We start from the raw sequence: 25,079 nt of genomic DNA, 5'->3' as shown, positions 1-25,079 counted from the left end.
GCGTGCGTGTCTTGGCCGTACGTTTGTTTATCCGGCTGTGCCGGGTATGCCAGGTGCGGCCCGGGGACGGGACAGGACGGGTCGGGTCGGGCGTTACCGCTACGGTTCGAGCCGCCGCAGTGCGGCGACGGCGCGCTCCGTGACGGTCTCGGGCTCGGGGGTGATGTCCACCGCGACGCCGTTCTCGTCCGGTTGCAGCGGTTCGAGGGTGGCCAACTGTGAGTCGAGCATCTTGCTGGTGAAGAAGTGGCCCTTGCGGGCCTCCATCCGCGCGGCTATCTGATCGCGGTCACCGGTGAGATGGAGGAAGAAGACATCGGGGGCGGCGGCACGGAGCCGGTCACGGTAGGCGCGCTTGAGCGCGGAGCAGCTGACCACCCCGCCACCCGCGGTGTGTTCGTGCGCCCACACGCCGATGGCGTCCAGCCAGGGCCACCGATCGTCGTCGTCGAGCGGGACACCGGCCGACATCTTGGCGATGTTGGCCGGCGGGTGGAAGTCGTCGGCCTCGGCGTACGGAACACCGAGCTCGGCCGCCAGCCGCTCGCCGACCGTGGTCTTGCCCGTGCCGGACACTCCCATGACGACGACAACCTGGGGGGTCTGCATGGATACCTCACTGTCTTCTCCGGCGCCGTCTTCATCGACCTCGACGCCGCGGCACACTCAACCCCACAGGTACGACGTATTCAAGAGTCCGTGACCTAAAAGTCATACTTATTTGAGATGCGACTCGGCACGTAAGGTGAGCCCATGGACAACCAGGGGCGTGGACTGCACGCACGCGTGCTGGCATCCCTCGGGCCCGCGATCACAGCAGGGGAATACCCGCCCGGCACCGTTCTGCGGACGGACGAGCTGGAGGAGCGCTTCGACGTCTCCCGGACCGTCGTGCGCGAGGCGGTGCGCGTGCTGGAGTCCATGCACCTCGTGGAGTCCCGCCGCCGGGTGGGGGTCACGGTGCGCCCGACCGAGGAGTGGGACGTCTTCGACCCGCAGGTCATCCGCTGGCGGCTGGCCGGCTCCGACCGGCCGCGCCAGCTGCGCTCACTGACCGCGCTGCGCTCGGCCATCGAACCGGCCGCGGCGGCGCTGGCCGCCGAGCACGCCACGCCCCAGCAGTGCGCCGAGATCACCGAACACGCCCTCAACATGGTGGCCACCTCACGCGGCCAGCAGCTGGCGGCCTATCTGGTCCACGACATCGCGTTCCACCGGGTGATCCTCAAGGCCTCGGGCAACGAGATGTTCGCGCGGCTCGGCGATGTGGTCGCGGAGGTGCTGACGGGGCGCACCCAGCACCAGGTGATGTTCAGCGACCCGGACCCGGAGGCGGTCACGCTGCACGTCCGGGTCGCCGAGGCCATCCGGGCGCGGGACGCGGTGCGGGCGGAGGCGTGCACCCGGGAGATCACGGTCGGCGCGCTGCGGGAGCTGGACATCCTGGCGCCGTGAAGCCGTGAAACCGTGACGCCGTGCCGCCGTGAAAGCGCGAGGCGGTACGGGCGCCCGTACGGCACGGGCATACGGGTGCCGTCAGCCCAACCCGGCGGCCCCCGCCCGCACCCCGCCCGGCCACCGCTCGTACCACCGCTGATCCGCCTCCAGCTGCGCGGCGAGCGAGATCAGCAGCGGCTCGCTGTTGGCGGGGCCCAGCAGCTGCGCGCCCACCGGCAGCGTCCCGTTCTCGTCGGCGAAGCCGGCCGGTACGTTCACGGCCGGCCACCCCAGGACGTTCCACGGCCAGGCGTACGGGCAGGCCGCGATCGTCGCCCGGTCGGTGTGCCAGCTGTTCAGCTCGGCCATGGTCCCGATCCGCAGCGGCGGGGTCGCGGTCGTCGGGGAGAGCGCCACGTCGAAGCCGTGGCCGTCGCGCGAGAAGAGCTCCCCGACCCTGCGCCGCAGCGGCTCCTCGGCCGCCCGGGCCAGACGCAGCGGCCTGCCGCCCAGCAGCCTGCCGTGCCGGACGGCGGTGAGGGTGCGTACGTCGAGCAGGGCCCGGTCCGGGACGTGCGAGGACCACTCCCACAGCCCCGCCATGGCCCGCGGCAGGAAGGACAGGCCGACCCCGACGCCGTAGCGCGGCTCGGCCTCCACGACCTCGTGGCCCAGCGCCGCCAGCCGCTCGGCGAGCCGTAGGACGGCGGCCCGGACGACCGGGTCGAGATGCTTGTGCGTGCCGGTGAACGGGGGCTTCAGGGAGAGCGCGACGCGCAGCCGCCCCGGGTCCCGGCGCACGGCGGACAGCACGTCCACCGGCGGCGGCTGGTGCAGATCGCCCGGGTGGCTGCCGGTCGCCGCGTTCAGCAGCAGGGCGGCGTCCTCGACCGTGCGGGCGAGGGACCCGTAGCAGGTGATGCCGTTGAACGCCTCGGCCTCCGGCCAGGTGGAGATCCGGCCGCGCTGCGGCTTGACGCCGATCAGATGGGTCCAGGCGGCCGGGATACGGACCGAGCCCGCCCCGTCCGAGCCGAGCGCGGCGGGCACCAGGCCCGCGGCGACCGCGGCCGCGGATCCGCCGGAGGAACCGCCCGGGGTGTGGTCCGGGTTCCACGGGTTGCGCGTCAGCCCGAAGGCCGGCCCCTCCGTGAAGGGCCACTGCCCCAGCTCGGGCGTGTTGGTCTTGCCCACGACGACGGCCCCGGCCGCCCGCAGCCGCCGCACCGCCTCGCAGTCCTCGGTCTTGGGCGGGAACTCCCCGCGGCACCCGAAGGCGGTCGGCTCGCCCGCCACATCCGCGTCGTCCTTGACCGCGATCGGCACCCCCAGCAGCGGCAGCCGCCGCCCGGCCGCCAGCAGCCGGTCGGCCTCGTCGGCCTCGCGGAGGGCCGCCTCGGCCCGTACCCGCCGGAAGGCGTTGAGCGTGCCCTGCGTTTCGGCGATGCGGTCCAGCGCCCGCTCGACCAGTGCGCGGGAGGACACCTCACCGCCGGCCAACGCACGGACCTGTTCACTCAAGCCTTGGGGAATGACGCTGGTCACGGCGGACCTCCTCGACTCGCTTCGCCCGTGCCCGTGGGCGGGGACCGGTGCACGTGAGTTCGGCCACTCCCGCTTTACCTCACGGGACGCGTGTGCGCACCCTGGGCCGGGTGACGGCTGCCTCATGCCGATCATCGCCGAGTGAGAAGGACACCCGCATGACCGACATCGCGGCACGCCGCGTGCGATTCCGGCACCGGACCGGCGGACCCTCCGACGACGGGCGGCTGGAGTCCGTCCTCGGCTGGGTGCTGACGGTCGTCATCGCGATGCTCACCGTCCAGCTCGGGCTGCTGTAGCCGCGGGAATCTCCTCCCGGCCGAGCAGTCGGCGGTCGAAGAACGCCACGAGGCGAGCCGCGGCCCCGTCTCCGTCTCCCTCTCCGTCCAGATCGGCGACCGCCTTGATCCTCGGGTCGTCGTACAGGGTCCCCAGGTCCGCGAGACGGCCCTCGGACCGGCCGCACAGCCCGATCCTGGACAGGTCCAGCAGGCCGGGGGCGAGCGAGGCGAGCTGGTCGAGCACGAACCGGACGTCCGCCACCCGGTCGTGCGGGAACTTCGCCGCCGGCGCGTCGTCGGCGTGGTCGATGAACACGACGACGTAGCCGTGCGAGGCCAGCTCGTCCACGAGCGGCGTGCCCGGCACACGCGCCTCGCCGACGCCGGGCGAGTAGAGCACCACGGGGCGCGGGCCGACCGGGTCCAGCACGGGCGGGGCGTCCTCGTGGGCGAAGCTCCCCGGGACCCGCTCGTACCCCTCCACCTCGCGGGCCGGGTAGCGGACGCCGACCATCAGCTCGCGGTACGGCCTGGACGGCACCCAGGCGTCGCACCGGTCGCGGTCGACCAGGTGCAGGAAGATCGCGCCGACGGGGTACCGGCCGGCCGGCGGTTCACTGCGGTGCGGCCTACGGCCGAGGGTGCCGATGGTGTATGTCGTCATGTGTCAGAGGATTCCGCGCCGGGCCGCCCGGCACCATGTGGGGAGCCCGCCGTCCTCGGGTGGAGCTGAGTCCACCTTGCCCCGGGACGCGAGTCCCGCAGCCACCCCTTCCGTCCACTGCACTGCACTCCACCGTATGGCATATTGGACTGCGGAGCCCGCAGACCCATAGGGAGAACCGTGACACTCGACGCAGCCGAATGGCTCGACTCGGCCACCATCGACCCCGCCGTCCTCGCGCTGCGCCCCGACTACCGCGCGCTCCTCCTCACCGCCGAGGGGCTGCGCCCCGGCCCCAGCGACGACTTCAGCGAGGGCATGCTCGCGGCGGCGGAGTCCACGGCGCGCGAGCTGCTGGGCGACGGGGCCGTGGAGGAGCACCCGCACATCGCCGCGTGGCGCGAGGCGTTCCGCGCCTTCGGCGCGAAGCCGCAGCGCACACGGCCCAGCGCGGAGGCGCTGCTGCGGCGGGTGGCGGCCGGGCTGCCCCGCGTGGACCGGCTCACCGACATCTACAACGCGATCTCCGTCGCCCATGTCCTGCCGCTCGGCGGCGAGGATCTCGACCACTACGCGGGCCCGGCGCGCCTGGTCCGCGCCGAGGGCGACGAGACCTTCGAGACCACGGCCGGCGGCGAGGCGGTCGTGGAGCACCCCGCGCCCGGCGAGGTGGTCTGGCGCGACGACGTGGGGGTCACCTGCCGCCGCTGGAACTGGCGCCAGTGCACCCGCACCCGGCTGACCCACGCCACCACCCGGGCCATGTTCGTCCTCGACGCCCTCGGGCCCATGGACGACGCCGCCCTGACCGCCGCCGGCGACGCGCTCGCCGCGGCCCTGACGGAGTGCTCCCCGGGCGTACGGATCCACTCCCGCCTGGTCACGGGCGCACGGCAGACGGTCACGGGCTAGGGTCCGGCGGGGTGGGGGCCGCGTCGATTTGCTGCTCCGCAGCGTGGCCGCCGCAGGCGTCAAGATCCGCTGGACAGGGCTCAGGTCGCCTGGGGTTTGGTGTGGAGGACTTCGCGGGCCTGTTCGGCGGCGCGGGCGACGGCTTCGCTGATGAAGTCGAGGTAGCGGGAGATGTTCTCGAGGCGGGTGCCGGCCTGGGTGCCCTGGCCGAAGATGCCGACGCCCTGCCGTGCGATCTCGCCGACCTGGGCGGTGGACCGGGCGCTGGCCATCATGGATTCGTACCAGATGTCGTCGTCGACGATGTAACGCTCGCGGCGGCGTTCGTCGCGTTCCCGGCGGACGAGTCCCTGGCTGTCGAGGAACGCGACCGCTTTGGAGATGGACGCCGGGCTGACCTGGAGTCGCTCGACGAGTTCGGATGCGGTGAGGCTGCCGCTGTCGCTGGTGATGAGGCAGGCCAGCACCCGGGACATCATCTTGGGTGTGCCCGACTGCATGAAGACGGTGGTGAGCGTCTCCTCGTACTCGCGCACGGCCTCGGCGTCGCGTCCGTGTGACGAGGGAACCGACTCCGCCCCTCGGGAGGGGGCGGGCCTGCGCCGGTGGGCGCGGCGTTCGGTGGCGCGGTGGGCCAGGTCGGCGCGGTAGGCGGTGGGGCCGCCGTTGCGCATCACCTCGCGGGTGACGGTCGAGGTCGGGCGGTCGAGGCGCCTGGCGATCTCCGCGTAGGCGAGGCCGTCGGCCAGCCCCAGCGCGATCTGCTGGCGTTCCTGCTGGGTGAGCCTGCCTCCCGGCATCGCGATTCTCCCCGGTGATCCTTGAGTAGTGGTCCCTGATCCCCCCAACGTAGCGTTTCTTGTGTCGGAAACAACGAGCGGAAACAACGAGCGGTGCGGCTCAGCCGCCGCCGAGGTCCCGGGCCAGCTGCTCCGCCTTGTCCCGGTCGAACGACCCGCTGATCTGGACCTTGCCTCCGGTGATGGCCGAGGCGACGGACGGGGCGGACAGCAGCTTGCCGCCGCGCACCATCGCGATCCGGTTCCGCGGGCTCTGCCGCCGCGCGACCTTGCCCGTCAGCTCGCCGAAGCGCGCGGCGTCCGCGCTGTCGAGGTCGATGTCCACGATGAAGCCCTGGCTGTACTGCTGGTCGAGGCTCGCCTTCACCGATTTGGTCCTGCGCACGGTCATCCCGGCGTCCGGATCGACGTGGAGACACGACTGCCCGGCTTGCTCGGCCTGGCCGGTCGCGCCCGTCTGCTCCGTCGGCGGGTCCGTGTACGCGTCGGTGGCGCCGCTCGGGCACGGACTGGGGTCCGCCCGCGTCACGGGGAGCAGCAGCAGCGGTGGCCCGCTCACCACGCCGCCCACGGCGGCGCCGCCGCCGCCGTCACCGCTCGGCGACGCGCCGCTCGCCGGCAGGCCGAACACGCCTCCGTCGCCACCGTCACCGTCGCCGCCGCACCCGGCGACCGCCGACGCCGCCAGCAGCAGCCCCGCCACCGCGGCGCCCCGCGCCCATCCGCTCCTCATCGGCCCACCCCCCGTGGTCCCCGGGCCCCCTGGCCCCGAGTCAGTCCTGAAAGTAGACCAGAAACCGTGACCCGGTCAGAAGGTATTGGCCGGGACGTACGTACCCCATACGTCCCGCAGCGCGTCGCACACCTCCCCCAGCGTGGCGCGGGCGGCGAGCGCGTCCTTCATCGGGTGGAGGACGTTCGCCGTCCCCGCCTCGCTCTCGGCGGCCTTCCTCAGCGCCGAAAGCGCCCTGCTCACCGCCGTACGGTCGCGCTCGGCACGCAGCCTCGCCAGGCGGTCCCGCTGCCGCTCCTCGATGGCCGGGTCCACGCGCAGCGGCTCGTACGGCTCCTCCTCCTCCAGCCGGAAGCGGTTGACGCCGACGACCACCCGCTCGCCCGCGTCCGTCTCCTGGGCGATGCGGTAGGCGTTGCGCTCGATCTGCTCCTTCTGGAAGCCCCGTTCGATGGCGGCCACGGCGCCGCCCAGGTCCTCGACCCGCCGCATCAGATCGAGGGCGGCGGCCTCGACGGCGTCCGTCAGCGACTCGACGGCGTACGAGCCGGCGAGCGGGTCGACCGTGGCCGTCACATCCGTCTCGTGGGCCAGCACCTGCTGGGTGCGCACCGCGAGGCGGGCGGACTTGTCGGTGGGCAGCGCGATGGCCTCGTCGAAGGCGTTGGTGTGCAGGGACTGGGTGCCGCCGAGGAGCGCGGCGAGGCCCTGGACCGCGACCCGCACCAGGTTCACCTCGGGCTGCTGGGCGGTGAGCTGGACCCCGGCCGTCTGGGTGTGGAAGCGCAGCATCTGCGACCTCGGATCGCGTGCGCCGAACTCCTCGCGCATGATGCGCGCCCAGATCCTGCGCGCCGCCCGGAACTTGGCGGCCTCCTCCAGGAGCGTCGTACGGGCGACGAAGAAGAACGACAGGCGGGGCGCGAAGTCGTCGACGGCCATGCCCGCGGCGAGGGCCGTGCGGACGTACTCGATGCCGTCGGCCAGCGTGAAGGCGATCTCCTGCGCGGGCGAGGCGCCCGCCTCCGCCATGTGGTAACCGGAGATGGAGATGGTGTTCCAGCGGGGGATCTCGGCCCGGCAGTACTTGAAGACGTCCGCGACCAGGCGCAGCGAGGGGCCCGGCGGGAAGATGTAGGTGCCGCGGGCGATGTACTCCTTGAGCACGTCGTTCTGGATGGTGCCGGTCAGGTTCCGGGCCGCCACGCCCTGCTCCTCGCCGACCAGTTGGTAGAGCAGGAGCAGCAGGGCCGCGGGGGCGTTGATGGTCATGGAGGTCGAGACCCGGTCCAGCGGGATGCCCGCGAACAGCGTCCGCATGTCCTCGATCGAGTCGATGGCGACGCCGACCTTGCCGACCTCGCCGTGTGCGAGCGGGGCGTCGGAGTCGTAGCCCATCTGGGTGGGCAGGTCGAAGGCCACGGACAGGCCGGTCGTGCCGTGGTCGATGAGCCGGCGGTAGCGGGCGTTGGACTCGGCGGCGGTGCCGAAGCCCGCGTACTGGCGCATCGTCCAGGGGCGGCCGGTGTACATCGAGGGATGGACGCCGCGCGTGTACGGGTAGGTGCCCGGCTCGCCCAGCGCCTCCTCCGGGTCCCAGCCGGCCGGCTCCCCGGGCCCGTACACCGGCTCGACGGGAAATCCCGACTCCGCATCGCGCGCCATGGGTTCGCTCCTCCTGCCGCTCCGGTCGCCGTGGTCCTCCACACAGCATGCGCCGATGTTCGCCGCGCGGCAGCCCCGGGAAGCATGGAAGACGGATAGCAACAGCGAACTGCGAACTGCGAACAGGCACAGAACTGCACAGCGACAGGACCGGGGCACGGACAGGGACTGGGGGATGGGGAGGATGCACCGGATAACGGTGGCCCGTACGGCGCTCGCCACGGCTGCGGTGGCGGCGCTGGTCACGGGGTGCAAGGAGCAGGGCCTGGCCGACACCGGGCACGCGCACGCGAAACCCGAGGTGCGTACGAGCAGCAGTGCGCCCGCCCACGCGGCACCGGCGAAGCCGCGGCCGCACAAGACCTGGAAGAAGCCGTCGCCCAGGGCGCCGCGCACCCACCGGGCCGTGCCGCCCCGGCGGACCGCCCCGCCACCACCGCCGGCGGTGATCGCCTTCGGCACGAGCGGCGAGCAGGTGCGCGAATTACAGGCGCGGCTGCGCCGGCTCGGCCTCTTCGACCGCAACCCGACCGGCTACTTCGGCACCGTCACGCGCTCCTCGGTGCAGGCGTACCAGCGCGCCCACGGGTTGACGGCCACCGGCTCGGTCGACCTGCGCACCTGGAACTCGGTGCGCGGCGCCACCAAGCGGCCCACCCGCGACGAGCTGTATCCGCCGACCACCAACCCGCTCGCCAAGCCCGACCCGCGCTGTATGACCGGGCGGGTGCTGTGCATCAGCAAGACGAGCCGCACGCTCGCCTGGATGGTGGGCGGCAAGGTGGTCTCGGCGATGGATGTGCGGTTCGGCTCGCAGTACACGCCGACGCGGGAGGGGCTGTTCAAGGTCGACTTCAAGAGCCGGGACCACGTCTCGACGATCTACGACACCCCGATGCCGTACGCGATGTTCTTCAGCGGCGGCCAGGCGGTGCACTACTCGGCGGACTTCGCGGCCCGCGGCTACAGCGGTGCCTCGCACGGCTGCGTCAACGTGCGGGACAAGGGCAAGATCGCCAGGCTTTTCGACCAGGTCCGGACGGGTGACAAGGTCGTGGTTTACAAGTAGGTCGCCGACCGACGGGCCGAGGAGAAGGGCGCGGGCAGGGCCGGGGGAACGTGCCCCGCCCGCGCCATATGCGCGGAGCCGTCGGTACGGGGGGAACCTCGGCTCCTGCGCTCGGCCGATGACCAGTCGGCCCGTTTCTTACAGCGTCACCGCCGAAAAAAACGTCACACCCGATTCCGGAACCTCACTGGGCGGGGGTCGAGGCGTCGTCCGCCGCGCCGTCGGTGGCGTCACCGGACGTCCCGGTCTCGCCGTCAGCGGTCCCGGTGGTGCCGTCAGGGGTCCCGGTCGGGCCGTCGGTGGACGGCGTCGCGTCGGGGGTCACCGGGTCGGACGAGGGCGGAGGCGGGGGTGCTGGGGGCGGCGGGGCGCCGTCAGTGCCCGTGCCCCCGTCCCCTTTTCCCGGGTCTGCTCCGCTGTTGTCGCCGCCGGAGTCGCCGGAGCCGCCCGAACCGCCGGAGTCGCCGGAGTCGCCGCCCTGGCCGTTGTCGCCGCTGCCGCCATTGCCGTTGTCGTGGCCGCTGCGCGGGACGCCCTCGTTGTCGCCGCCGTGCTCGATGACCTCGGCGCAGTAGCCGTCGATCGCGGTCACGCCGCCCGCGGCCCTCTCCAGCTTGCGCAGGTCCTTGTCGTCGACGGCCGCGCCGCCGTCCGCCGCTGCCACGTACTGGCGGCAGACGGTGAGCGACCAGCCCCCTCCGTCGGCGCCGTTCGAGCCCTGCCCCGAGGCGTCGTCGTGCTTGCCCTGGTCGTCGTGGATGTCCTCGTCGGCCTCGTCGCCGTCCGCGCCCTGCCCGTGGCCGGGTGAGGTGTGCGCGCCTCCGGAGCCGTACGAGCCGCCGTCGCTGGCATCGTTGTCGGCGGATCCGTCTTCTCTGGGGGGCGTCCGGCCGCCCGGGGAGAAGTTCGGCTCGGCCGACTCCCCGTCGGCGGTGTCGCTGGCGGACATGCTCACCTTGGGGCCCGGCGAGCCGTCATGCGTGCCGAACGGCAGTACGCCCGAGGCCGTCGCGACCGCGAATCCGCTGAGCGCACAGCCGGCCAGCGCGGCGACCAGTCCCGCATGCAGCGGCCGGCGCAGCCGCGCCGATCCGCCCGACGCGCCCGATCCGGCCGAGGGTCTCGTCAACCGGAACGGCCCGAGGGGCGCCGAGCCGCCGTCGGCGCCGAACCGTACCCGCATCGCGCGGGCGGCCCGGCCGATCTGCCCGGCCTGTCCGGCCCGTCGGGTCTCCGCGGCCCGCTCGGCCAGCGCCGCGCGGAACGCGGCCACCGCGGCCTCCTCGCCCGGGAGGGGCTTCTGGCCGTCGGCGGTGCCGTCCGCCGGGACCGGGCCGGACGTCTCGGCCATGGCGCCGAGCACGGCGGCCAGGGCCTCCGCCTCCCGCCGCGCCTGGCGCGACCGGCTCGGCTCACTCGACTCGCTCAGCCCGCTCGCGTCACCTGGATCACCCGGATCACCCGGATCGCCCGGATCGAGAGCGCTGGATCGCACCCACGCAGCCTCGCCACGAAGCAACCGCTCCGCGGCATCGTCATCCAGCCAGCTGTAGCGGTGGTCGTCGGCCATCACATGTCCTTCTGCGTCGGGGCGCCGGAATCCGTCACACCAGCGGACCTCGCGGTCCCTCTGCGTGACTCCCGCTGAAGCGGGACCCCGTCCAGTACCCCGTGCTCGGACCCTTTCCCGGCCTCGAGAAGGTCGGCCAGGCGCCGCAGTCCCCGGTGGGCGGCGGTGCGCACCGCGCCGGGGCGCTTGCCGAGCACCGCGGCCGCGCTCTTGGCGTCGAGCCCGAGGACCACCCGCAACACCACCGCCTCGGCCTGGTCCTGCGGCAGCTGGGCCACGAGCCCGAGCGCGCGGCCGGTGCCGAGCGCCTCCAGCGCCTGGTCCGCCGTGTCCACGTCGGACGCCCGGCCCTCCAGCTCGGTCTCGTCGCCTCCGATCGCCGGGCGCCGCCCGCGCATCCGGATGTGGTCGAGCGCCCGGTTGCGGGCTATGCGCGCGGCCCAGCCGCGGAAGCGGTCGGCGTCGCCGCTGAACCTGACCAGGTCCCGGGCTATCTGGAGCCACGCCTCGGAGGTGATGTCCTCCGCGTCGCCGTCGCCGACCAGCGTTCGCACATACCCCAGGAGGCGAGGGTGGACCGCTCGGTACACGGTCCGGAAAGCGGTCTCGTCTCCGTCCTGCGCCGCGCGCACCGCGACGGTCAGTTCCGCGTCGTCCCCGTGCACGCCCTCTACCTGCCCCACTCGGAGAATCGGAGGTCCAGCGATGCCGTAGTTGAGGCTAGCCGTGGCCATGGGGCGGATACGGCTGGTTCACCGGACCGGGCGGGCCGTAGGGCGGAGTTCCGTACGGAGGGACGGCCGCCCCGTACGGGGCCACCCCGCCGATCTGGGGCGGAAGGGACGCGCGCTGCTCCTGCATCGCGGTGATCTGGCGGACGAGCAGCAGCCCGAGGATGGCCGCCGCGATGGTGACGAGATACGCGAACATGATCAGGGCGAGCGCCGACGTCATGTCGTCGATGTGCCGGTTCAGCGAGAAGAAGCCGGCCTTGCGTGCCTCCCCGTTTGCCTGGCCGAACTGCAAGAGGCCCACGAAGAACGTCACCCCTCCGACGATCCATGTCACCCACCACCCGTTGAGCAGGCCGCGCCGTACGTTGTGCGGCCCCTGCGGGGAGCTGGCTCGCCAGATGTCATTGGCGATCTGCTTGGGGAACCACAGGTTGACGACCGGGGTGAACCAGGACCCGGCGGCCCAGCCGCTGCCGAAGCGGTGCTGTCCGGGGGCGTAGACCTCGGCGTTCAGCCGCAGCCGGCGGAACCAGATCGGCCAGACGACGGCGACCGCGATCATGACCGCCGTCGAGAGGTAGAAGGAGACCGCGGCGAAGTCGTCGGCGTCATTGGCCTCCTCGACGGTCACGCTCCGCCCGTCGACGAGATCCGAGTACACGCCGTACTGGCTCGCCCGTCCGGCGAACGCCAGAATCAGCGCGGCGATGGTCACGCCGAACAGCACCACCAGCGCGGTCGACAGCCCGCGTCGCAGATCCACCCCGCCGGCCGGCATCCCCATGCCCGGGGCGGACGGATAGGAGAGGGGCGGTGCGGGCGGCAGGGGCCCCTGCCCCTGCGGAACATGCGGCATAGGCTGCTGGGGCTGCTGCTGCGGGGGCGGCGGCGGCTGTTGCTGGAGCTGCTGCTGGTAGGTCCCGCATGCGGCGCAGCGCCCGTCGGGGCCGACGGCCACGGCACGGCAGTTCCCACACGGATACATGTTTGGAGTCCCCCTGGGCACATGGCCCCGTCTCAGGCCACGCAAGGAATAAACAACACACCGCGCCCACCGGCGCGGACCTGCACGTTACGGGGATTCGACCGGTCACGTCCAGAGCCGGACCGGGCACCGGACGCGGCCCGGGGCCTTCCGGTCCCGCCCGCGGAGGGACTCGGTCGCGTCCGCGGGAGGTGTGACGGAATCGAGGCGTGCGACGCTGTAGGGAATACGGGTCCTTGGCGGGCCCGTACCGGACGGCGGTCGGGGCCTCTCCTGTGGGGGGTGGCGGCCCCGACCGTCCCTCCGACTTCTCGGACCTCTCTCCGACTCATCCGGTCGCCCCGGTCAGGGGCCCGCGGAAGCTCACTTCGTCAGCCGGGCGCGGAGAGCGGTGAAGTTCTTCCAGCTCAAGGGCGGCTTCCCGGGAGTCCACAGCTTCTGGGCCAGTGCCGCGAGCGGCAGCCTGATGCCGTCGGCCACCTGCGTCGGCGTCTGCGCGTTCGCGATGTCGCACCACACCGCGAAGCGCGCGCCCTGTATTCGGGAGGGACCGGTCAGCGCCGGGTCCTTGACGGGCGTGGTGCCGCGCAGGACCGCCGGGGTCCACTCCTCGTATATACGTCGGCCGGTCGGGTAGCGGAAGTTGTTCGGCTGGCCCAGCACGTAATAGAGGTATTCGTCGTTGAGGTTGACCACCGTGCGCCCCTCGCGCAGATACTCCTCCGGCTTTCGCGCCCCGCTCTCCCGGCCCGTCCAGTACTCGACCTGGATGTCCCGGGCGGGGGTGACCACGCCGCCGGCGAAGAAGCCGTCGTTCCATGCCTTGGGCACCTTGCCCAGCTCTCGCGCGACCGCCGCGCGGGCGTTGAGCCAGGCGGTGGCCAGGTCCTGGATGCGCCCCTTCGGCCCGTAGGCGAGCCGGGCGGCGGTGGCCAGGGCCGGATAGGTGGCCTCGGGGTTCCGTGACATCAGCGCGCCGTACTCGTCGCCGCCCAGGTGCCAGTACCGGCCGGGGAAGAGCGGCGCGAACTCGCGCATCAGATCGTCCACGATGCGCGCGGCGGCCGGGTTCGTGATGTCCACGGCGCCGCGGAACGCGGCCCCGGTCGCGGTGCGCAGCTGGAGCGCGGGGTGTGCGCGGATGACCGCGCCGAGGTGGCCGGGCGAGTCGATCTCGGGGATGACGGTGATGTGCAGGCTCTGGGCGAGGCGCACGATGTTGCGCAGCTCCTGCTTGGTGAGGTGCTGGGGCGCCACGATCTCCGGGTGCGAGCTGCTCTGGATCCGGAAGGCCTGATCGTCGGAGAAGTGCAGGCCGAGCTGGTTGAGCTTGAGGTCGGCCATCTCGCGCAGCCGGGCCTCGATCCAGGAGGGCGGGAAGTACTTGCGGGCGATGTCGAGGTTGAGGCCGCGCTGTGAGCGGTCGGGCCAGTCGCGGATCACGCCCTGCGGCAGCCGGTCCCCGGAGCGCAGCGCCTGCTTGACGGTCCGGGTGCCGTAGAAGACGCCGGTGTCGGTGGAGCCGGTGATCAGGGCCCGGCCGTCGCGCACGGTGAGGACGTACGCCTCGGCGCCGCCGCTCTGCTTGGGGCGCAGCGCGAGCTGGAGATCGCCGCGCCGGACGGGGCCCGAGCTGACGGGTATGCCCAGCTCGCGGGCTATCAGCCCGGCCTCGTCGGCGAGCGGGCCGCGGGTGTCGGCGACGACGCGGCTGCGCGCGCCGGGCCGCCAGCCGGGGCCGGCCTTGGGGGTGAAGCTCCGGACGGACGGGATGGTGCGGGGCGCGGCGGGGAGGGTGGTCGGGCTGGCCGGGGGGCGCGGCGTGGCGGTGGTGGGGCGGGGGCTCGGGGTGGCCCGGGGGCGGCCGGTGGCCGTGGCGGTGGGGCTCGGGCTGTGGGTGGTGGTGGCCGGGTGCCCGCCCTTGCCGCCCTCGTGCCCGCAGCCGGTGACCAGGGTGAAGGCCGCGGCCAGGGCCGTGACGGCGCCCAGTCCCTTGCGCCCCAGTCGTCCACCGCATGCCATGAAACCGCCCCTTCCGGGTGAATTTCGCACAGCCGCCGGACAGTGACTGACACATATCGTTACCTTGAACTGCCGATCGCACCACTTCAAACCCTCGCGCCCCTTACATCCCCAGCACCACCTTCATCCCCCACATCACCTTCATCACCATTCACACCCTTGTACCGCCCGCGCCGCCGGGCCCGCCACGCGTGTCCAAGGAGCCCATGCTGTCCAGGCCCAGCGACTCCCCGCGCACCCCGTCCGCGCCCCGCATCCTTCGCTCTCCCCGTTCTTCCCGCTCCGCCCGGCCGCCCGGCCAGCGCGCCTCCGCCGCGCAGGCACCGCCCGCCGCGACAGGCGATGCCGCTCTGCTCGGCCACCTCAACGCCGCCCCGGCCGGCGTCGCCGAGGGCGCGCTGCTCGCCTGCTGTGGCAGCCGCCGCTGGGCGCGGCTGATCGCGGCCCACCGCCCGTATCCGGATCTCGGCGCGCTGCTCGCCGCCGGCGACGAGGCCAGCTACGACCTCTCCCCCGCCGACCTCGACGAGGCCCTCGCCGACGAGGCGGTGGTCGAGCAGTTGCCGGCTGTCATCCCCATGGACGGTGCGGGGGCGCTGGCCGCGCACACCGCGCTGCGGGCCGCCCACGCCGAGTACGAGCGCCGCTTCGGCCATGTCTTCGTGATCTGCCTGGACGGGCTGCACCCCGACGAGATGCGGAACCGGGTGCTGGCCGAAATACATGCCCGGCTGGACAACGAGCGGGACGCCGAGCGGGCCAAGGCGGCCGAGGAACTGCGGCGGATCGCGCGCGGCAGGCTCGTACGGCTGATTTCGGGCCCTCTACAGCTGTCCGGAATCCCACGGTTCCGCCCCGCCTGATATAGGCCGTACGTGCCTGATCGATCACACTGACGCCCCCCGGGCGAGCGAGCCGACAACACGTCGCTACGATGGCCAGGGCCGGTGGACCATACCCGGCCGGGCCCGACCGACAGAAGCCGGCAGGCCCCAATCCCCGTTTCCGGAGGGTTTTCCGTGCCGGCTGGAACGCTGTATCGCGGCCGGGAAGGCATGTGGTCCTGGGTGGCTCATCGAGTCACCGGCGTCCTCATCTTCTTCTTCCTGTTCGTCCACGTGCTGGACACCTCGCTCGTTCGCGTGTCGCCCGAGGCCTACGACGACGTCGTGGCCACATACAAGAATCCGATCGTGAACGTGATGGAGTACGGCCTGGTGGCCGCCATCCTGTTCCACGCTCTCAACGGTCTGCGCGTCATCGCCGTGGACTTCTGGTCGAAGGGCCCGAAGTACCAGAAGCAGATGCTGTGGAGCGTTGTCGGCGTCTGGGTCGTGCTGATGGCCGGTGCCTTCTATCCGGTTCTGGAGCACACCCTGCGCCAGCTGTTCGGGAAGGGCTGACGCGAGATGTCCGCCGAGACCACCACCCCCGCGACCGACAGCGTCCACCAGTACGACGTGGACCACCCCGCGCCGCTCATCGAGCCGCCGCGCGCCCGTACCCGTAAGACGCCGAAGGCGACGCGCACCAACTTCGAGATGTACGGCTGGCTGTTCATGCGGCTGTCCGGCATCGTGCTGGTCGTGCTCGTCCTGGGCCACCTGCTGATCCAGCTGGTCCTCGACGGCGGTGTTTCCAAGATCGGCTTCGCCTTCGTGGCCGGCCGCTGGGCCTCGCCGTTCTGGCAGGCATGGGACCTGATCATGCTGTGGCTCGCCACGCTGCACGGCGCGAACGGCTTGCGCACGGTCATCAACGACTACGCGGAGCGGGACAACACCCGCCTGTGGCTGAAGGGGCTGCTCTACACGGCGGCAGGATTCACCATTGTGCTCGGCACTCTGGTGATCTTCACCTTCGACCCGAACATCCGCTAGGCCCCGGGGCTGAGGTATCCACTCATGAAGATCCACAAGTACGACACCGTCATCATCGGCGCCGGCGGCGCCGGGATGCGCGCGGCCATCGAGTCGACGAAGCGCAGCCGCACCGCGGTGCTGACCAAGCTCTACCCGACCCGCTCCCACACCGGCGCCGCCCAGGGCGGCATGGCCGCCGCCCTCGCGAACGTCGAGGAGGACAACTGGGAGTGGCACACCTTCGACACGATCAAGGGCGGCGACTACCTGGTCGACCAGGACGCCGCCGAGATCCTGGCGAAGGAGGCCATCGACTCGGTCCTCGACCTGGAGAAGATGGGCCTGCCGTTCAACCGGACCCCGAACGGCACCATCGACCAGCGCCGCTTCGGCGGCCACAGCCGTAACCACGGCGAGGCCCCGGTCCGCCGGTCCTGCTATGCCTCGGACCGCACCGGCCACATGATCCTCCAGACGCTGTACCAGAACTGCGTGAAGGAGGGCGTGGAGTTCTTCAACGAGTTCTACGTCCTGGACCTGCTGCTCACCGAGGTCGACGGCGTCCAGCGCACCGCGGGCGTGGTGGCGTACGAGCTGGCCACCGGCGAGCTCCATGTCTTCCAGGCGAAGGCCGTCGTCTTCGCCTCGGGCGGCTGCGGCAAGTTCTTCAAGGTGACCTCCAACGCCCACACCCTGACCGGTGACGGCCAGGCGGTCGCCTACCGGCGCGGGCTGCCGCTGGAGGACATGGAGTTCTTCCAGTTCCACCCGACCGGCATCTGGCGCATGGGCATCCTGCTCACCGAGGGCGCCCGCGGTGAGGGCGGCATCCTGCGCAACAAGGACGGCGAGCGCTTCATGGAGAAGTACGCGCCCGTCATGAAGGACCTCGCCTCCCGCGACGTCGTCTCCCGCTCCATCTACACCGAGATCCGGGAAGGCCGCGGCTGCGGTCCCGAGGGCGACCACGTCTACCTGGACCTGACCCACCTGCCGCCGGAGCAGCTGGACGCCAAGCTGCCCGACATCACCGAGTTCGCCCGGACGTACCTGGGCATCGAGCCCTACACGGACCCGATCCCGATCCAGCCCACCGCGCACTACACGATGGGCGGCATCCCGACCAACGTCCAGGGCGAGGTGCTGTCCGACAACGACACCGTCGTGCCGGGCCTGTACGCGGCGGGCGAGGTCGCCTGTGTCTCCGTGCACGGCGCCAACCGCCTGGGCACCAACTCGCTGCTCGACATCAACGTCTTCGGCCGCCGGGCCGGCATCGCCGCCGCCGAGTACGCCGCCGAGAACGACTTCGTCGAGCTCCCCGACGACCCGTCCCGGCTCGTCCAGGACCAGGTCGAGGGGTTGCGGAACGCCACCGGCAGCGAGCGGGTCGCCGAGGTCCGCAAGGCGCTCCAGGAGACCATGGACAAGAACGTCATGGTCTTCCGCACCGAGCAGACGCTGAAGGAGGCCGTCGAGGAGATCGGCCACCTGCGCTCGCGCTTCAAGAACATCAGCGTCCAGGACAAGGGCAGGCGGTTCAACACCGACCTGCTGGAGGCCATCGAGCTGGGCAACCTGCTGGACCTGGCCGAGGTCATGGCCGTCTCCGCCCTGGCCCGCAAGGAGTCGCGCGGCGGCCACTACCGCGAGGACTACCCGAACCGCGACGACGTCAACTTCATGCGCCACACCATGGCGTACCGCGAGGTGGGCGCCGACGGTTCCGATTCCATCCGCCTCGACTACAAGCCGGTCGTGCAGACCCGCTACCAGCCGATGGAGCGTAAGTACTGATGAGCACCCCCACGCTTGACAAGCCCTCCGAGGCTCCGGAGGCGGCCGAGGCCAACGCTTCGCACCTGATCACGGTCACCTTCCGGATCCGCCGCTTCAACCCGGAGGTCTCCGCGGATGCGTTCTGGGAGGACTTCCAGATCGACATCGATCCGAAGGAGCGCGTCCTCGACGGGCTTCACAAGATCAAGTGGGATCTGGACGGCACCCTGACCTTCCGCCGCTCCTGCGCCCACGGCATCTGCGGCTCCGACGCCATGCGGATCAACGGCCGCAACCGGCTTGCCTGCAAGACGCTGATCAAGGACATCAACCCTGAGAAGCCCATCACGGTCGAGGCCATCAAGGGCCTCACGGTCCTCAAGGACCTGGTCGTGGACATGGAGCCGTTCTTCCAGGCGTACCGCGATGTGATGCCCTTCCTGATCACGACGGGCAATGAGCCGACGCGTGAGCGCCTCCAGTCCGCCGAGGACCGCGAGCGCTTCGACGACACCACCAAGTGCATCCTGTGCGCCGCGTGCACCTCCTCGTGCCCGGTGTTCTGGAACGACGGCCAGTACTTCGGCCCGGCGGCGATCGTCAACGCGCACCGCTTCATCTTCGACTCGCGCGACGAGGGCGGTGAGCAGCGCCTGGAGATCCTGAACGACAAGGACGGCGTCTGGCGCTGCCGCACCACCTTCAACTGCACGGAGGCCTGCCCGCGTGGCATCGAGGTCACCAAGGCGATCCAGGAGGTGAAGCGCGCGCTCATCACGCGGCGCTTCTGATCCCTGGTCGTGGATCCGCTCAGGGCCCCGTCCCCCGGTACGTGAGTTCCGGGAGACGGGGCCCTCGGGCGTCCGGGCCCGGTTCACGCCTCCCGGTTCATGCCTCCGGCCCATGCCTCCCGGTTCATGTCTCCCGGGCGCAGAGGGCGAGTTCACGGGGCTTGACGATCACCATGTACGTCCCGAAGTCATCGCCACAGGCGTCGGCGTAGACCTTGTCCTGGCCCTCGAGCACCTTGAAGATCCGCGCCTTCAGCCAGTCGCGGCCGGTGAAGGGGATCTGCCACCCGCACGGCGTCCGGGCGCCGACCCGCGCCTCGACGATCTCCTCGCCCCACGAGTCCGTGTGCAGCGGGAAACACTGCCCCACCCGGTAGAGGCGCTCCATGCACAGCGCCGGCCGGTCCGCTTCGGCCGGCTTCCACTCGATCTGCCAGGTCTGCGAACAGTCCATCCCCTCGCGCTGTTCCGCGCGGTCGACCACCTTGTAGTAGGCGTCGTCGGCCGCGCAGTCGACCCGCCCCGGGACCTTGTCGGCCGGATACCACGCGCTGCCGTCATGAAAGACGTCGGTGCACTCGCCGGTCAGTAGCGCGGGCTCCGCGGCCGTGTCCGCCGTACTCGTGGGACTCGCCGAGCCCGGCGACGCCGACGTGCTCCCGCTCGCTCGCGCCTTCGGCTCGCCCCCGTTGTCGGAGTTGTCGGAGTTGTTGAAGTTGTTGAACATCAGCGCCGCCAGCACGACGGCGAGGACCACGACGATCGCGGCGACCGCAGCCACGATCTTCCGCCGGCCCGGCCCGCTCGCCCGCCGTGGCGGACCGGTCAGGACGGTGTGGTGCCGGGTCGGCGGGGGCGGGGGCACCGGCGCGGTCCGTGCGTCCTGGAGGACGGCGGCCTCGGCCGGCCACGCCGTTTCGCCGCGCTCCACCAGGCCCCAGGAGCCGGCCGGCGTGCCGCTCTGCGGGCCGCTCTCCCGGCCGGGCTCCTGGGCGGAGGCCGAACCGCGCTCCCGGAAGGCGTCGATGGCCCGCAACCAGTTCGGCGGCAGCCAGGCCGTGTCGTCCGAGGCCGTGGCCGGCGCGTCGAGTTCGGCGGCCAGGACCTCGAGCAGTTCCCGCGGCGACGGCCGGTCGGCCGGGTCGGCCGCCAGACAGCCGCGCACGGGGCCGTCGAGCTCAGCGGGCAGTCCGGTCAGGTCGAGCCGCCCTTGGGCGACCCGACCCAGCAGTTGCAGAACCTCGCCGGTCTCGGCGTACGGGGGGCGGCCGACCGCGAGACAGAACATCGTCGCCCCGAGGGAGAAGACATCGGACGCCGGGCTGCTCTCCTCGCCCCGGGCCTGTTCGGGCGAGGTGAAGGCGATCGTCCCCAGCGTGGCCGTGGTCCGGGTCACGTCGACGGCGTGCGAGATGCCGAAGTCGATCACGCGCGGGCCGCCCTCGGGCAGCAGCACATTGGAGGGCTTGACGTCCCGGTGCACGAGCCCCGCCGCATGCACGTTCACCAACGCCTCGGCGATCCCGGCGCCCACCCACCACACCGCGGGGACGGGCAGCGGCCCGCAGGTCTCCACCAGATGGGCCAGGGAAGGTGCCGCGATGTACTCGGTGGCCATCCACGGCACATCGGCGTCGGGGTCGGCGTCCATCACATTGGCGGTGTAGATGCCCGAGACCCGTCTGGCGAGCCTCACCTCGCGCGCGAACCGCTGCCGGGCGGCGTCGCTGATCGGCCCCTCTTCACGAATCGTCTTGAGCGCGACCAGCCGGCCCCCGGGCGAACGGGCCAGATACACCCGCCCCATGCCCCCGCCGGCGAGCACCGACAGGATGCGATACGGCCCGACCCGGGCCCCCGGCGCAAGCCCTTCTATGCCCCCGTGGTAGCCCGTCATCCCAACCCCCCTGAGCCCGGCGCCGCTTGGCCGGCGGATCGACGGACGCCGACCACCGTCACCTTACGGCTCAAGGACGCCGGAACTCCGTACCCCTGCGTCGGGTGGTCCGCCCGGCTTCGGGACGACGCACGGCGCCTCGGGGCGCTCCCGGCTTCCAGAAGCGCCCCTGCACGCTCGAACTCAGCGCTCCGCCGCCAGCTCCCGTTCCCCCTCGAGCTCCGGCGAGACCCCCGGGTACGGGCGGTCCGGCGGGTCGACCGCCAGGTGCGGCAGCCGCTTGTCGATCGCGCGCGGCAGCCACCAGTTGGCGGCTCCGAACTGGTACATGAGGGCGGGCACCAGGATCGTCCGCAGAATGAACGCGTCGAGCGCGACAGCGCCCGCGAGGCCGATACCGAACAAGGCGATGATCCGCTGCCCGCTGAGGATGAACGCCCCGAACACGCAGATCATGATGACCGCCGCGGAGTTGATGACGCGGCTGGTCTCCGTGAGGCCGACGCGCACGGCCCGGGCGTTGTCCCCGGTGTGCACCCACTCCTCGTGCATCCGGCTGACCAGGAACACCTGGTAGTCCATGGACAGGCCGAACAGCAGCGACAGCATGATCACCGGGAGGAACGGCTCGATCGGGCCCTCCTTGCCGGCACCCAGCAACTCGACGCCCCAGCCCCACTGGAACACCACGATCACCAGGCCGAAGGACGCCACGGCGGCGATCAGGTTCATCGCGGCGGCGGTCAGCGGCACCAGCAGGCTGCGGAAGGCGATCAGCAGCAGCACGAAGCCCAGCGCGACGATAATGGCGATGAACATCGGCAGCTTGCCGGTGAGGACCTGCGCGAAGTCCTTGTAGGTCGCGGTGGCCCCGCCGACGTGCGCCTTCATCGTGGTGCCGCGTTCAGCGGCCGGGACGACGTCCTCCCGCAGGTGGTCGATCAGCTCGGACGTCTCCTCCGACTGCGGTGACGTCGTCGGCACGACCGAAAGCACCGCGATGCCGGCGTCCGGCGGCAGCGGCAACTGTGCGACCTGCGCGACGCCCTTGACCGCGGCGAGGTCCTTGGCCAGCGTAGCCACGGCCGCCCGGTCGCCGGTGCCGGGCACCTCGGTGACGATCTGCAACGGGCCGTTGAAGCCCGGCCCGAAACCGTCCGCCAGCAGGTCGTACGCCTTGCGGCTGGTCGTGGACGACGGATTGTTGCCCTGGTCGGAGGAGCCGAGGCGCAGCGACAGCGTGGGGATGGACAGCGCCGCCATCACGGCGACCGCCACCACGGTCAGCATCCGCGGGTGCCGCTCCACGAACGTGGACCAGCGGGCGGCTGCGCCGTTCACGGCCTCCGGCTCGGAGCCGTTCGCGGCCAACCTGCGGCGCTGGCGGCGGCTGAGGATCCGCATGCCGAGCACGCCGAGCATCGCGGGCAGCAGCGTCACTGCCGCGGCGACGGTGAAGACAACGCTCAGTGACGCGGCGATCGCCACGCCGTTGAGGAACGTCATGCCCATCGCGAACATGCCGAGCAGGGCGATGCACACCGTGCCGCCCGCGAACAGGACGGCCCGTCCCGAGGTGTCGACCGCCTGGACCGCAGCCTCCTCCAGGGGCCGGCCCCGCAGGATCGCCTTGCGGTACCGGGTGATGATGAACAGCGCGTAGTCGATGCCGACACCCAGGCCCACCAGGGTGGACAGGATCGGCGCGATCTGGGGGATCTCCACGCCGTGGCTGAGGAGGATGACCAGGAAGGACGCGGTGCCGATGGCGAACAGCGCAGTGACGATCGGCAGCAGCATGCCGAACAACGAGCCGAAGGCCAGGAACAACACCACGGCCGCGGCGATGATCCCGACAACTTCGGCGATGTTCTGCGGCGGCCGCTCGGCATCCGCGACGGCCTTGCCGCCCAACTCGACCTGGAGTCCCTTGCCCGCGGGCGCCCTGGCGGTGTCCATCATCTGCTCGACCAGGCCTTCGGGCAGATCCTTGCCCTGCTTGGCGAGGGTGACCGTGGCGTAGGCGGTGCGGCCGTCCCTGCTGATGCGGCCCTTGCCGCCCTTGTCGTAGGGGCTGGCGACGGCGCCGACGTCCGGCAGCTTGGCGATGTCGGCGAGCGCCGCCGCCATCCGCTCCTTGACGGAGGCGTCCCGCACCGAGCCGTCCGTGACGTGCCACACCACGGTGTCCGACTCACCGGCCTGCTGCGGGAAGGCCTCCTTCATCAGTTTGAGCGCGCGTGCGGACTCCGTGTCGGGCAGCTGGAGCCGCGTCGCGCCGCTCCAGCCACCGGCGGAGCAGCGGCCGTACGGCCTCGCCCACCAGCAGGGCAAGCATCAGATAGAGCACCAGCGCCAGCCACAGATACCCCGGCCAGGCCAGGGCCTGCTGGAGGGCGAAGGGCGCTCCGGCCCGACCGGAGACCAGCGCGCCCACGCTGATCAGCGGCAGGACCACCGCGGCCACCGTCCCGACGCGCCGGGCGAGCCCGCCCCGCGCGGTCGTGTCACCGACGAGCCGCCGCCACAGATACCAGTGGACGCCGGACAGCAGCCCGACGACGGCGAACGCCACAAGGGCGAAGAGCACGGCCAAGACGCAGGTCCCTCCCCATTCGCGCCACCAAGGCGCCCGTTACGCCACCACTGCTTCTACTGCTTCTACTGCTCCTGCTGAGCGGCGTCCTCGCGGCGCAGCGCGCGCAGACCACGGAACCCGATCACGCCAATCCCCGTCCCCAAGAGAAACGAGGTGATCGCGAGCAGCAGATGCACCCAAAAGTACGCGGTGGGATCCCCGGCGTCGTCGAAAGCGAGCCCGCTGCTGTCCTTCCACAAGTTTTTGACAAAGGTGAACCAGATGGCCCAGCTCCAGACCCCGAAGGCGAGCAGGAACCAGGAAACGGGGCGGCTGAGCTTCATGCTGTCCAGTATGAGCACGCCTGCCGGGCGAACCTCGCGCGGGTCGGCCACTCGTAAGGCCGTGGCAATGTCGCCCGGGGGTTCGACGGCCGGTACGTTCACAGGCGTGCCGACCACCTCCTGCGCCCCGAAGCGGGGCACCGCCGCACCGCTCACCATCGCCTCCGCCACCTCCGCCCTCCTGCTCTCCGCCCTGCTGTCCGCCGCCCCGGCCCACGCCGCCGCGGCCGCCGACGGCTCGGACGACAAGGACAACGCCAAGCCGCCCGCCACGATGTCCACCGTGGGCGGCGAGCGGCTCGGCCGTCCGGGCACCCAGGTCTCGCTGAAGGCGGGCGCGCCCGCGCTGCCCAAGGGGCTGAGCGGACGCTCGTGGCTGGTGGCCGACGCGGAGTCCGGCGATGTGCTCGCCGCGCACAACGCGCACTGGAAGCTGCCGCCCGCCTCCACGCTGAAGATGCTCTTCGCGGATACGGTGCTGCCCAAGCTGCCCAAGGACCGCGAGCACAAGGTGGATCCGTCGGACCTGGCCGGCATGGGCGAGGGCAGCAGCCTGGTCGGGGTCAAGGAGAACCTGACCTACACCGTGCACGACCTGTGGCTCGGCGTCTTCCTGCGCTCGGGCAACGACGCCGTGCACGTACTGTCCGCGATGAACGGGGGCAAGACGAAGACGGTGGAGGAGATGCAGGCACACGCCAAGCAGTTGAACGCGCTCGACACGCATGTCGTCACCCCCGACGGATACGACGAGAAGGGCCAGGTCAGCAGCGCGTACGACCTGACTCTGTTCGCCCGTTCAGGGCTCCAGAAGGCGGACTTCCGGGAGTACAGCGCGACGGCGACGGCGCAGTTCCCCGGGGAGTACAAGAAGGACAAGAAGGGCGGCAAGAAGCGGGAGAGCTTCGGGATCCAGAACACCAACCGCCTGCTGACCGGCTTCGGCATCCCGCAGTACAAGGGCATCGCCGGGGTGAAGAACGGCTACACGACGAACGCGGGCTCCACCTTCACCGGCGTGGCGCAGCGCGGTGACCGGGTGCTGCTGGTGACCGTCATGAACCCGCAGAAGCAGGCGCCCAGCGAGGTGTACAAGGAGACCGCGACCCTCTTCGACTGGGGCTTCAAGGCGGCGGACTCGGTCGAGCCGGTGGGCGCGCTGGTCCGGCCGGGCCCGAAGGGCCTCAACAGCGGGTCCCCGTCGGACGAGGCGGGGAAGAAGGCCGGCGAGCGCGCGCAGGCGGCGGTCTCCCCGGGCGACGGCGGTTCGAACGGGAAGTGGACGGCTCTCGGGGTCACGGGCGGCTCGCTCGTGCTGCTGGCGGGCGTGGCGTTCGCGGTGCACCGCCGGTGGCCGCTGCCGGAGCTGGTGCGGCGCCGCTCGCGCGGCTGAAACGCTCGACTCGGTCAG

General features: G+C 71.6%; 23 protein-coding genes and 1 pseudogene. 10 read left to right on the top strand and 14 right to left on the bottom strand.

The features are described 5' to 3' along the window. Positions 1–99: 99 nt before the first annotated feature. Positions 100–609, bottom strand: a complete 510-nt coding sequence (locus ACZ4WQ_RS39455) for a gluconokinase (protein ID WP_358847022.1) — start codon at positions 607–609, stop codon at positions 100–102. 144 nt (positions 610–753) lie between these two features. On the opposite strand from ACZ4WQ_RS39455, the gene ACZ4WQ_RS39450 reads away from it, so the two are divergent. After that, positions 754–1,455: a FadR/GntR family transcriptional regulator gene (locus ACZ4WQ_RS39450; protein ID WP_358847023.1), complete on the top strand. Its 702-nt coding sequence runs from the start codon at positions 754–756 to the stop codon at positions 1,453–1,455. Positions 1,456–1,536: 81 nt separating this feature from the next. Here the strand turns inward: ACZ4WQ_RS39450 and ACZ4WQ_RS39445 are convergent, their stop codons facing one another. After that, positions 1,537–2,982 (bottom strand): amidase, encoded by a 1,446-nt coding sequence (locus tag ACZ4WQ_RS39445; protein WP_398374579.1) that lies wholly within the window; start codon positions 2,980–2,982, stop codon positions 1,537–1,539. A gap of 158 nt (positions 2,983–3,140) precedes the next feature. On the opposite strand from ACZ4WQ_RS39445, the gene ACZ4WQ_RS39440 reads away from it, so the two are divergent. After that, positions 3,141–3,281: an SCO1431 family membrane protein gene (locus tag ACZ4WQ_RS39440; protein WP_311724254.1), complete on the top strand. Its 141-nt coding sequence runs from the start codon at positions 3,141–3,143 to the stop codon at positions 3,279–3,281. Here ACZ4WQ_RS39440 and ACZ4WQ_RS39435 read toward each other — a convergent pair. Continuing rightward, entirely contained in the window at positions 3,256–3,927 is a 672-nt protein-coding gene (locus tag ACZ4WQ_RS39435) for a hypothetical protein (RefSeq protein WP_398374582.1), read from the bottom strand. The two genes, ACZ4WQ_RS39440 and ACZ4WQ_RS39435, sit on opposite strands and share 26 nt — an antisense overlap. A gap of 180 nt (positions 3,928–4,107) precedes the next feature. Between ACZ4WQ_RS39435 and ACZ4WQ_RS39430 the strand changes: the two genes are divergently transcribed. Beyond that, on the top strand, positions 4,108–4,839 hold the full coding sequence (locus ACZ4WQ_RS39430) for a B3/4 domain-containing protein (protein WP_398374584.1): 732 nt from the start codon (positions 4,108–4,110) through the stop codon (positions 4,837–4,839). An 80-nt stretch (positions 4,840–4,919) separates the two neighbouring features. Here the strand turns inward: ACZ4WQ_RS39430 and ACZ4WQ_RS39425 are convergent, their stop codons facing one another. The 3 genes from ACZ4WQ_RS39425 to ACZ4WQ_RS39415 form a co-directional block, all read right to left on the bottom strand. Then, positions 4,920–5,639, bottom strand: coding sequence for a helix-turn-helix domain-containing protein (locus ACZ4WQ_RS39425; RefSeq protein ID WP_398374585.1), 720 nt, complete (start codon positions 5,637–5,639; stop codon positions 4,920–4,922). A gap of 100 nt (positions 5,640–5,739) precedes the next feature. After that, positions 5,740–6,372, bottom strand: coding sequence for a SecDF P1 head subdomain-containing protein (locus ACZ4WQ_RS39420; protein ID WP_398374587.1), 633 nt, complete (start codon positions 6,370–6,372; stop codon positions 5,740–5,742). 75 nt (positions 6,373–6,447) lie between these two features. After that, positions 6,448–8,037, bottom strand: a complete 1,590-nt coding sequence (locus ACZ4WQ_RS39415) for a methylmalonyl-CoA mutase (protein ID WP_398374589.1) — start codon at positions 8,035–8,037, stop codon at positions 6,448–6,450. A gap of 184 nt (positions 8,038–8,221) precedes the next feature. On the opposite strand from ACZ4WQ_RS39415, the gene ACZ4WQ_RS39410 reads away from it, so the two are divergent. Continuing rightward, positions 8,222–9,106, top strand: a complete 885-nt coding sequence (locus ACZ4WQ_RS39410) for a L,D-transpeptidase family protein (RefSeq protein WP_398374590.1) — start codon at positions 8,222–8,224, stop codon at positions 9,104–9,106. Positions 9,107–9,290: 184 nt separating this feature from the next. On the opposite strand, the gene ACZ4WQ_RS39405 is transcribed toward ACZ4WQ_RS39410, so the two are convergent. The 4 genes from ACZ4WQ_RS39405 to ACZ4WQ_RS39390 all read right to left on the bottom strand — a co-directional run bounded on the left by ACZ4WQ_RS39405 (position 9,291) and on the right by ACZ4WQ_RS39390 (position 14,417). After that, positions 9,291–10,676, bottom strand: coding sequence for a hypothetical protein (locus ACZ4WQ_RS39405; protein ID WP_398374592.1), 1,386 nt, complete (start codon positions 10,674–10,676; stop codon positions 9,291–9,293). Further along, on the bottom strand, positions 10,676–11,341 hold the full coding sequence (locus ACZ4WQ_RS39400; RefSeq protein WP_311724625.1) for an RNA polymerase sigma factor: 666 nt from the start codon (positions 11,339–11,341) through the stop codon (positions 10,676–10,678). Before ACZ4WQ_RS39400 ends, ACZ4WQ_RS39405 begins: the two co-directional genes overlap by 1 nt. Positions 11,342–11,396: 55 nt before the next feature. Next, positions 11,397–12,368 (bottom strand): DUF4328 domain-containing protein, encoded by a 972-nt coding sequence (locus ACZ4WQ_RS39395; protein ID WP_311724263.1) that lies wholly within the window; start codon positions 12,366–12,368, stop codon positions 11,397–11,399. Positions 12,369–12,758: 390 nt separating this feature from the next. After that, positions 12,759–14,417: a beta-N-acetylhexosaminidase gene (locus tag ACZ4WQ_RS39390; RefSeq protein WP_398374594.1), complete on the bottom strand. Its 1,659-nt coding sequence runs from the start codon at positions 14,415–14,417 to the stop codon at positions 12,759–12,761. A 206-nt stretch (positions 14,418–14,623) separates the two neighbouring features. Between ACZ4WQ_RS39390 and ACZ4WQ_RS39385 the strand changes: the two genes are divergently transcribed. From ACZ4WQ_RS39385 to ACZ4WQ_RS39365, 5 genes are all read left to right on the top strand, one after another. After that, positions 14,624–15,280 (top strand): 2-oxo-4-hydroxy-4-carboxy-5-ureidoimidazoline decarboxylase, encoded by a 657-nt coding sequence (locus ACZ4WQ_RS39385; RefSeq protein ID WP_398374596.1) that lies wholly within the window; start codon positions 14,624–14,626, stop codon positions 15,278–15,280. A 156-nt stretch (positions 15,281–15,436) separates the two neighbouring features. Further along, the gene (sdhC, locus tag ACZ4WQ_RS39380) at positions 15,437–15,820 is read left to right on the top strand and encodes a succinate dehydrogenase, cytochrome b556 subunit (protein WP_311724626.1); all 384 of its coding nucleotides are present in this window, start codon (positions 15,437–15,439) and stop codon (positions 15,818–15,820) included. Between the two features lie 6 nt (positions 15,821–15,826). After that, complete coding sequence (locus ACZ4WQ_RS39375) at positions 15,827–16,297, top strand: succinate dehydrogenase hydrophobic membrane anchor subunit (protein WP_311724266.1); 471 nt, start codon at positions 15,827–15,829, stop codon at positions 16,295–16,297. A gap of 24 nt (positions 16,298–16,321) precedes the next feature. Continuing rightward, on the top strand, positions 16,322–18,076 hold the full coding sequence (sdhA, locus tag ACZ4WQ_RS39370) for a succinate dehydrogenase flavoprotein subunit (protein ID WP_311724267.1): 1,755 nt from the start codon (positions 16,322–16,324) through the stop codon (positions 18,074–18,076). Next, the gene (locus ACZ4WQ_RS39365) at positions 18,076–18,849 is read left to right on the top strand and encodes a succinate dehydrogenase iron-sulfur subunit (RefSeq protein ID WP_311724268.1); all 774 of its coding nucleotides are present in this window, start codon (positions 18,076–18,078) and stop codon (positions 18,847–18,849) included. The genes sdhA and ACZ4WQ_RS39365 overlap by 1 nt, the downstream gene beginning before the upstream one ends. 124 nt (positions 18,850–18,973) lie before the next feature. Here ACZ4WQ_RS39365 and ACZ4WQ_RS39360 read toward each other — a convergent pair whose 3' ends face one another. From ACZ4WQ_RS39360 to ACZ4WQ_RS39345, 4 genes and pseudogenes are all read right to left on the bottom strand, one after another. Next, complete coding sequence (locus tag ACZ4WQ_RS39360) at positions 18,974–20,746, bottom strand: serine/threonine protein kinase (RefSeq protein ID WP_398374599.1); 1,773 nt, start codon at positions 20,744–20,746, stop codon at positions 18,974–18,976. A 183-nt stretch (positions 20,747–20,929) separates the two neighbouring features. After that, entirely contained in the window at positions 20,930–22,972 is a 2,043-nt protein-coding gene (locus ACZ4WQ_RS39355; RefSeq protein WP_468022787.1) for an MMPL family transporter, read from the bottom strand. Positions 22,973–23,011: 39 nt separating this feature from the next. Next, positions 23,012–23,342: pseudogene (locus ACZ4WQ_RS39350) on the bottom strand (metallophosphoesterase); the annotation flags it as partial. A gap of 65 nt (positions 23,343–23,407) precedes the next feature. Continuing rightward, complete coding sequence (locus ACZ4WQ_RS39345) at positions 23,408–23,668, bottom strand: SCO4848 family membrane protein (protein ID WP_398374608.1); 261 nt, start codon at positions 23,666–23,668, stop codon at positions 23,408–23,410. 67 nt (positions 23,669–23,735) lie between these two features. Between ACZ4WQ_RS39345 and ACZ4WQ_RS39340 the strand changes: the two genes are divergently transcribed. Next, positions 23,736–25,061, top strand: a complete 1,326-nt coding sequence (locus tag ACZ4WQ_RS39340) for a D-alanyl-D-alanine carboxypeptidase family protein (RefSeq protein WP_449658034.1) — start codon at positions 23,736–23,738, stop codon at positions 25,059–25,061. Positions 25,062–25,079 lie beyond the last annotated feature (18 nt).

The sequence above is a fragment of the Streptomyces sp. NPDC028305 genome, from assembly GCF_055569495.1.
The sequence above is the reverse complement of the archived record's forward strand: the minus strand, read 5'-3'. Positions and strand labels throughout refer to the sequence as shown.

Coding starts and splice junctions, on each gene's coding strand:
- ACZ4WQ_RS39455 (WP_358847022.1), bottom strand. CDS start 609: ATGCAGACCCCCCAGGTTGTCGTCGTCATGGGAGTGTCCGGCACGGGC.
- ACZ4WQ_RS39450 (WP_358847023.1), top strand. CDS start 754: ATGGACAACCAGGGGCGTGGACTGCACGCACGCGTGCTGGCATCCCTC.
- ACZ4WQ_RS39440 (WP_311724254.1), top strand. CDS start 3,141: ATGACCGACATCGCGGCACGCCGCGTGCGATTCCGGCACCGGACCGGC.
- ACZ4WQ_RS39435 (WP_398374582.1), bottom strand. CDS start 3,927: ATGACGACATACACCATCGGCACCCTCGGCCGTAGGCCGCACCGCAGT.
- ACZ4WQ_RS39425 (WP_398374585.1), bottom strand. CDS start 5,639: ATGCCGGGAGGCAGGCTCACCCAGCAGGAACGCCAGCAGATCGCGCTG.
- ACZ4WQ_RS39420 (WP_398374587.1), bottom strand. CDS start 6,372: ATGAGGAGCGGATGGGCGCGGGGCGCCGCGGTGGCGGGGCTGCTGCTG.
- ACZ4WQ_RS39415 (WP_398374589.1), bottom strand. CDS start 8,037: ATGGCGCGCGATGCGGAGTCGGGATTTCCCGTCGAGCCGGTGTACGGG.
- ACZ4WQ_RS39410 (WP_398374590.1), top strand. CDS start 8,222: ATGCACCGGATAACGGTGGCCCGTACGGCGCTCGCCACGGCTGCGGTG.
- ACZ4WQ_RS39405 (WP_398374592.1), bottom strand. CDS start 10,676: ATGGCCGACGACCACCGCTACAGCTGGCTGGATGACGATGCCGCGGAG.
- ACZ4WQ_RS39390 (WP_398374594.1), bottom strand. CDS start 14,417: ATGGCATGCGGTGGACGACTGGGGCGCAAGGGACTGGGCGCCGTCACG.
- ACZ4WQ_RS39385 (WP_398374596.1), top strand. CDS start 14,624: ATGCTGTCCAGGCCCAGCGACTCCCCGCGCACCCCGTCCGCGCCCCGC.
- ACZ4WQ_RS39375 (WP_311724266.1), top strand. CDS start 15,827: ATGTCCGCCGAGACCACCACCCCCGCGACCGACAGCGTCCACCAGTAC.
- sdhA (WP_311724267.1), top strand. CDS start 16,322: ATGAAGATCCACAAGTACGACACCGTCATCATCGGCGCCGGCGGCGCC.
- ACZ4WQ_RS39365 (WP_311724268.1), top strand. CDS start 18,076: ATGAGCACCCCCACGCTTGACAAGCCCTCCGAGGCTCCGGAGGCGGCC.
- ACZ4WQ_RS39360 (WP_398374599.1), bottom strand. CDS start 20,746: ATGACGGGCTACCACGGGGGCATAGAAGGGCTTGCGCCGGGGGCCCGG.
- ACZ4WQ_RS39355 (WP_468022787.1), bottom strand. CDS start 22,972: ATGAAGGAGGCCTTCCCGCAGCAGGCCGGTGAGTCGGACACCGTGGTG.
- ACZ4WQ_RS39345 (WP_398374608.1), bottom strand. CDS start 23,668: ATGAAGCTCAGCCGCCCCGTTTCCTGGTTCCTGCTCGCCTTCGGGGTC.
- ACZ4WQ_RS39340 (WP_449658034.1), top strand. CDS start 23,736: ATGTCGCCCGGGGGTTCGACGGCCGGTACGTTCACAGGCGTGCCGACC.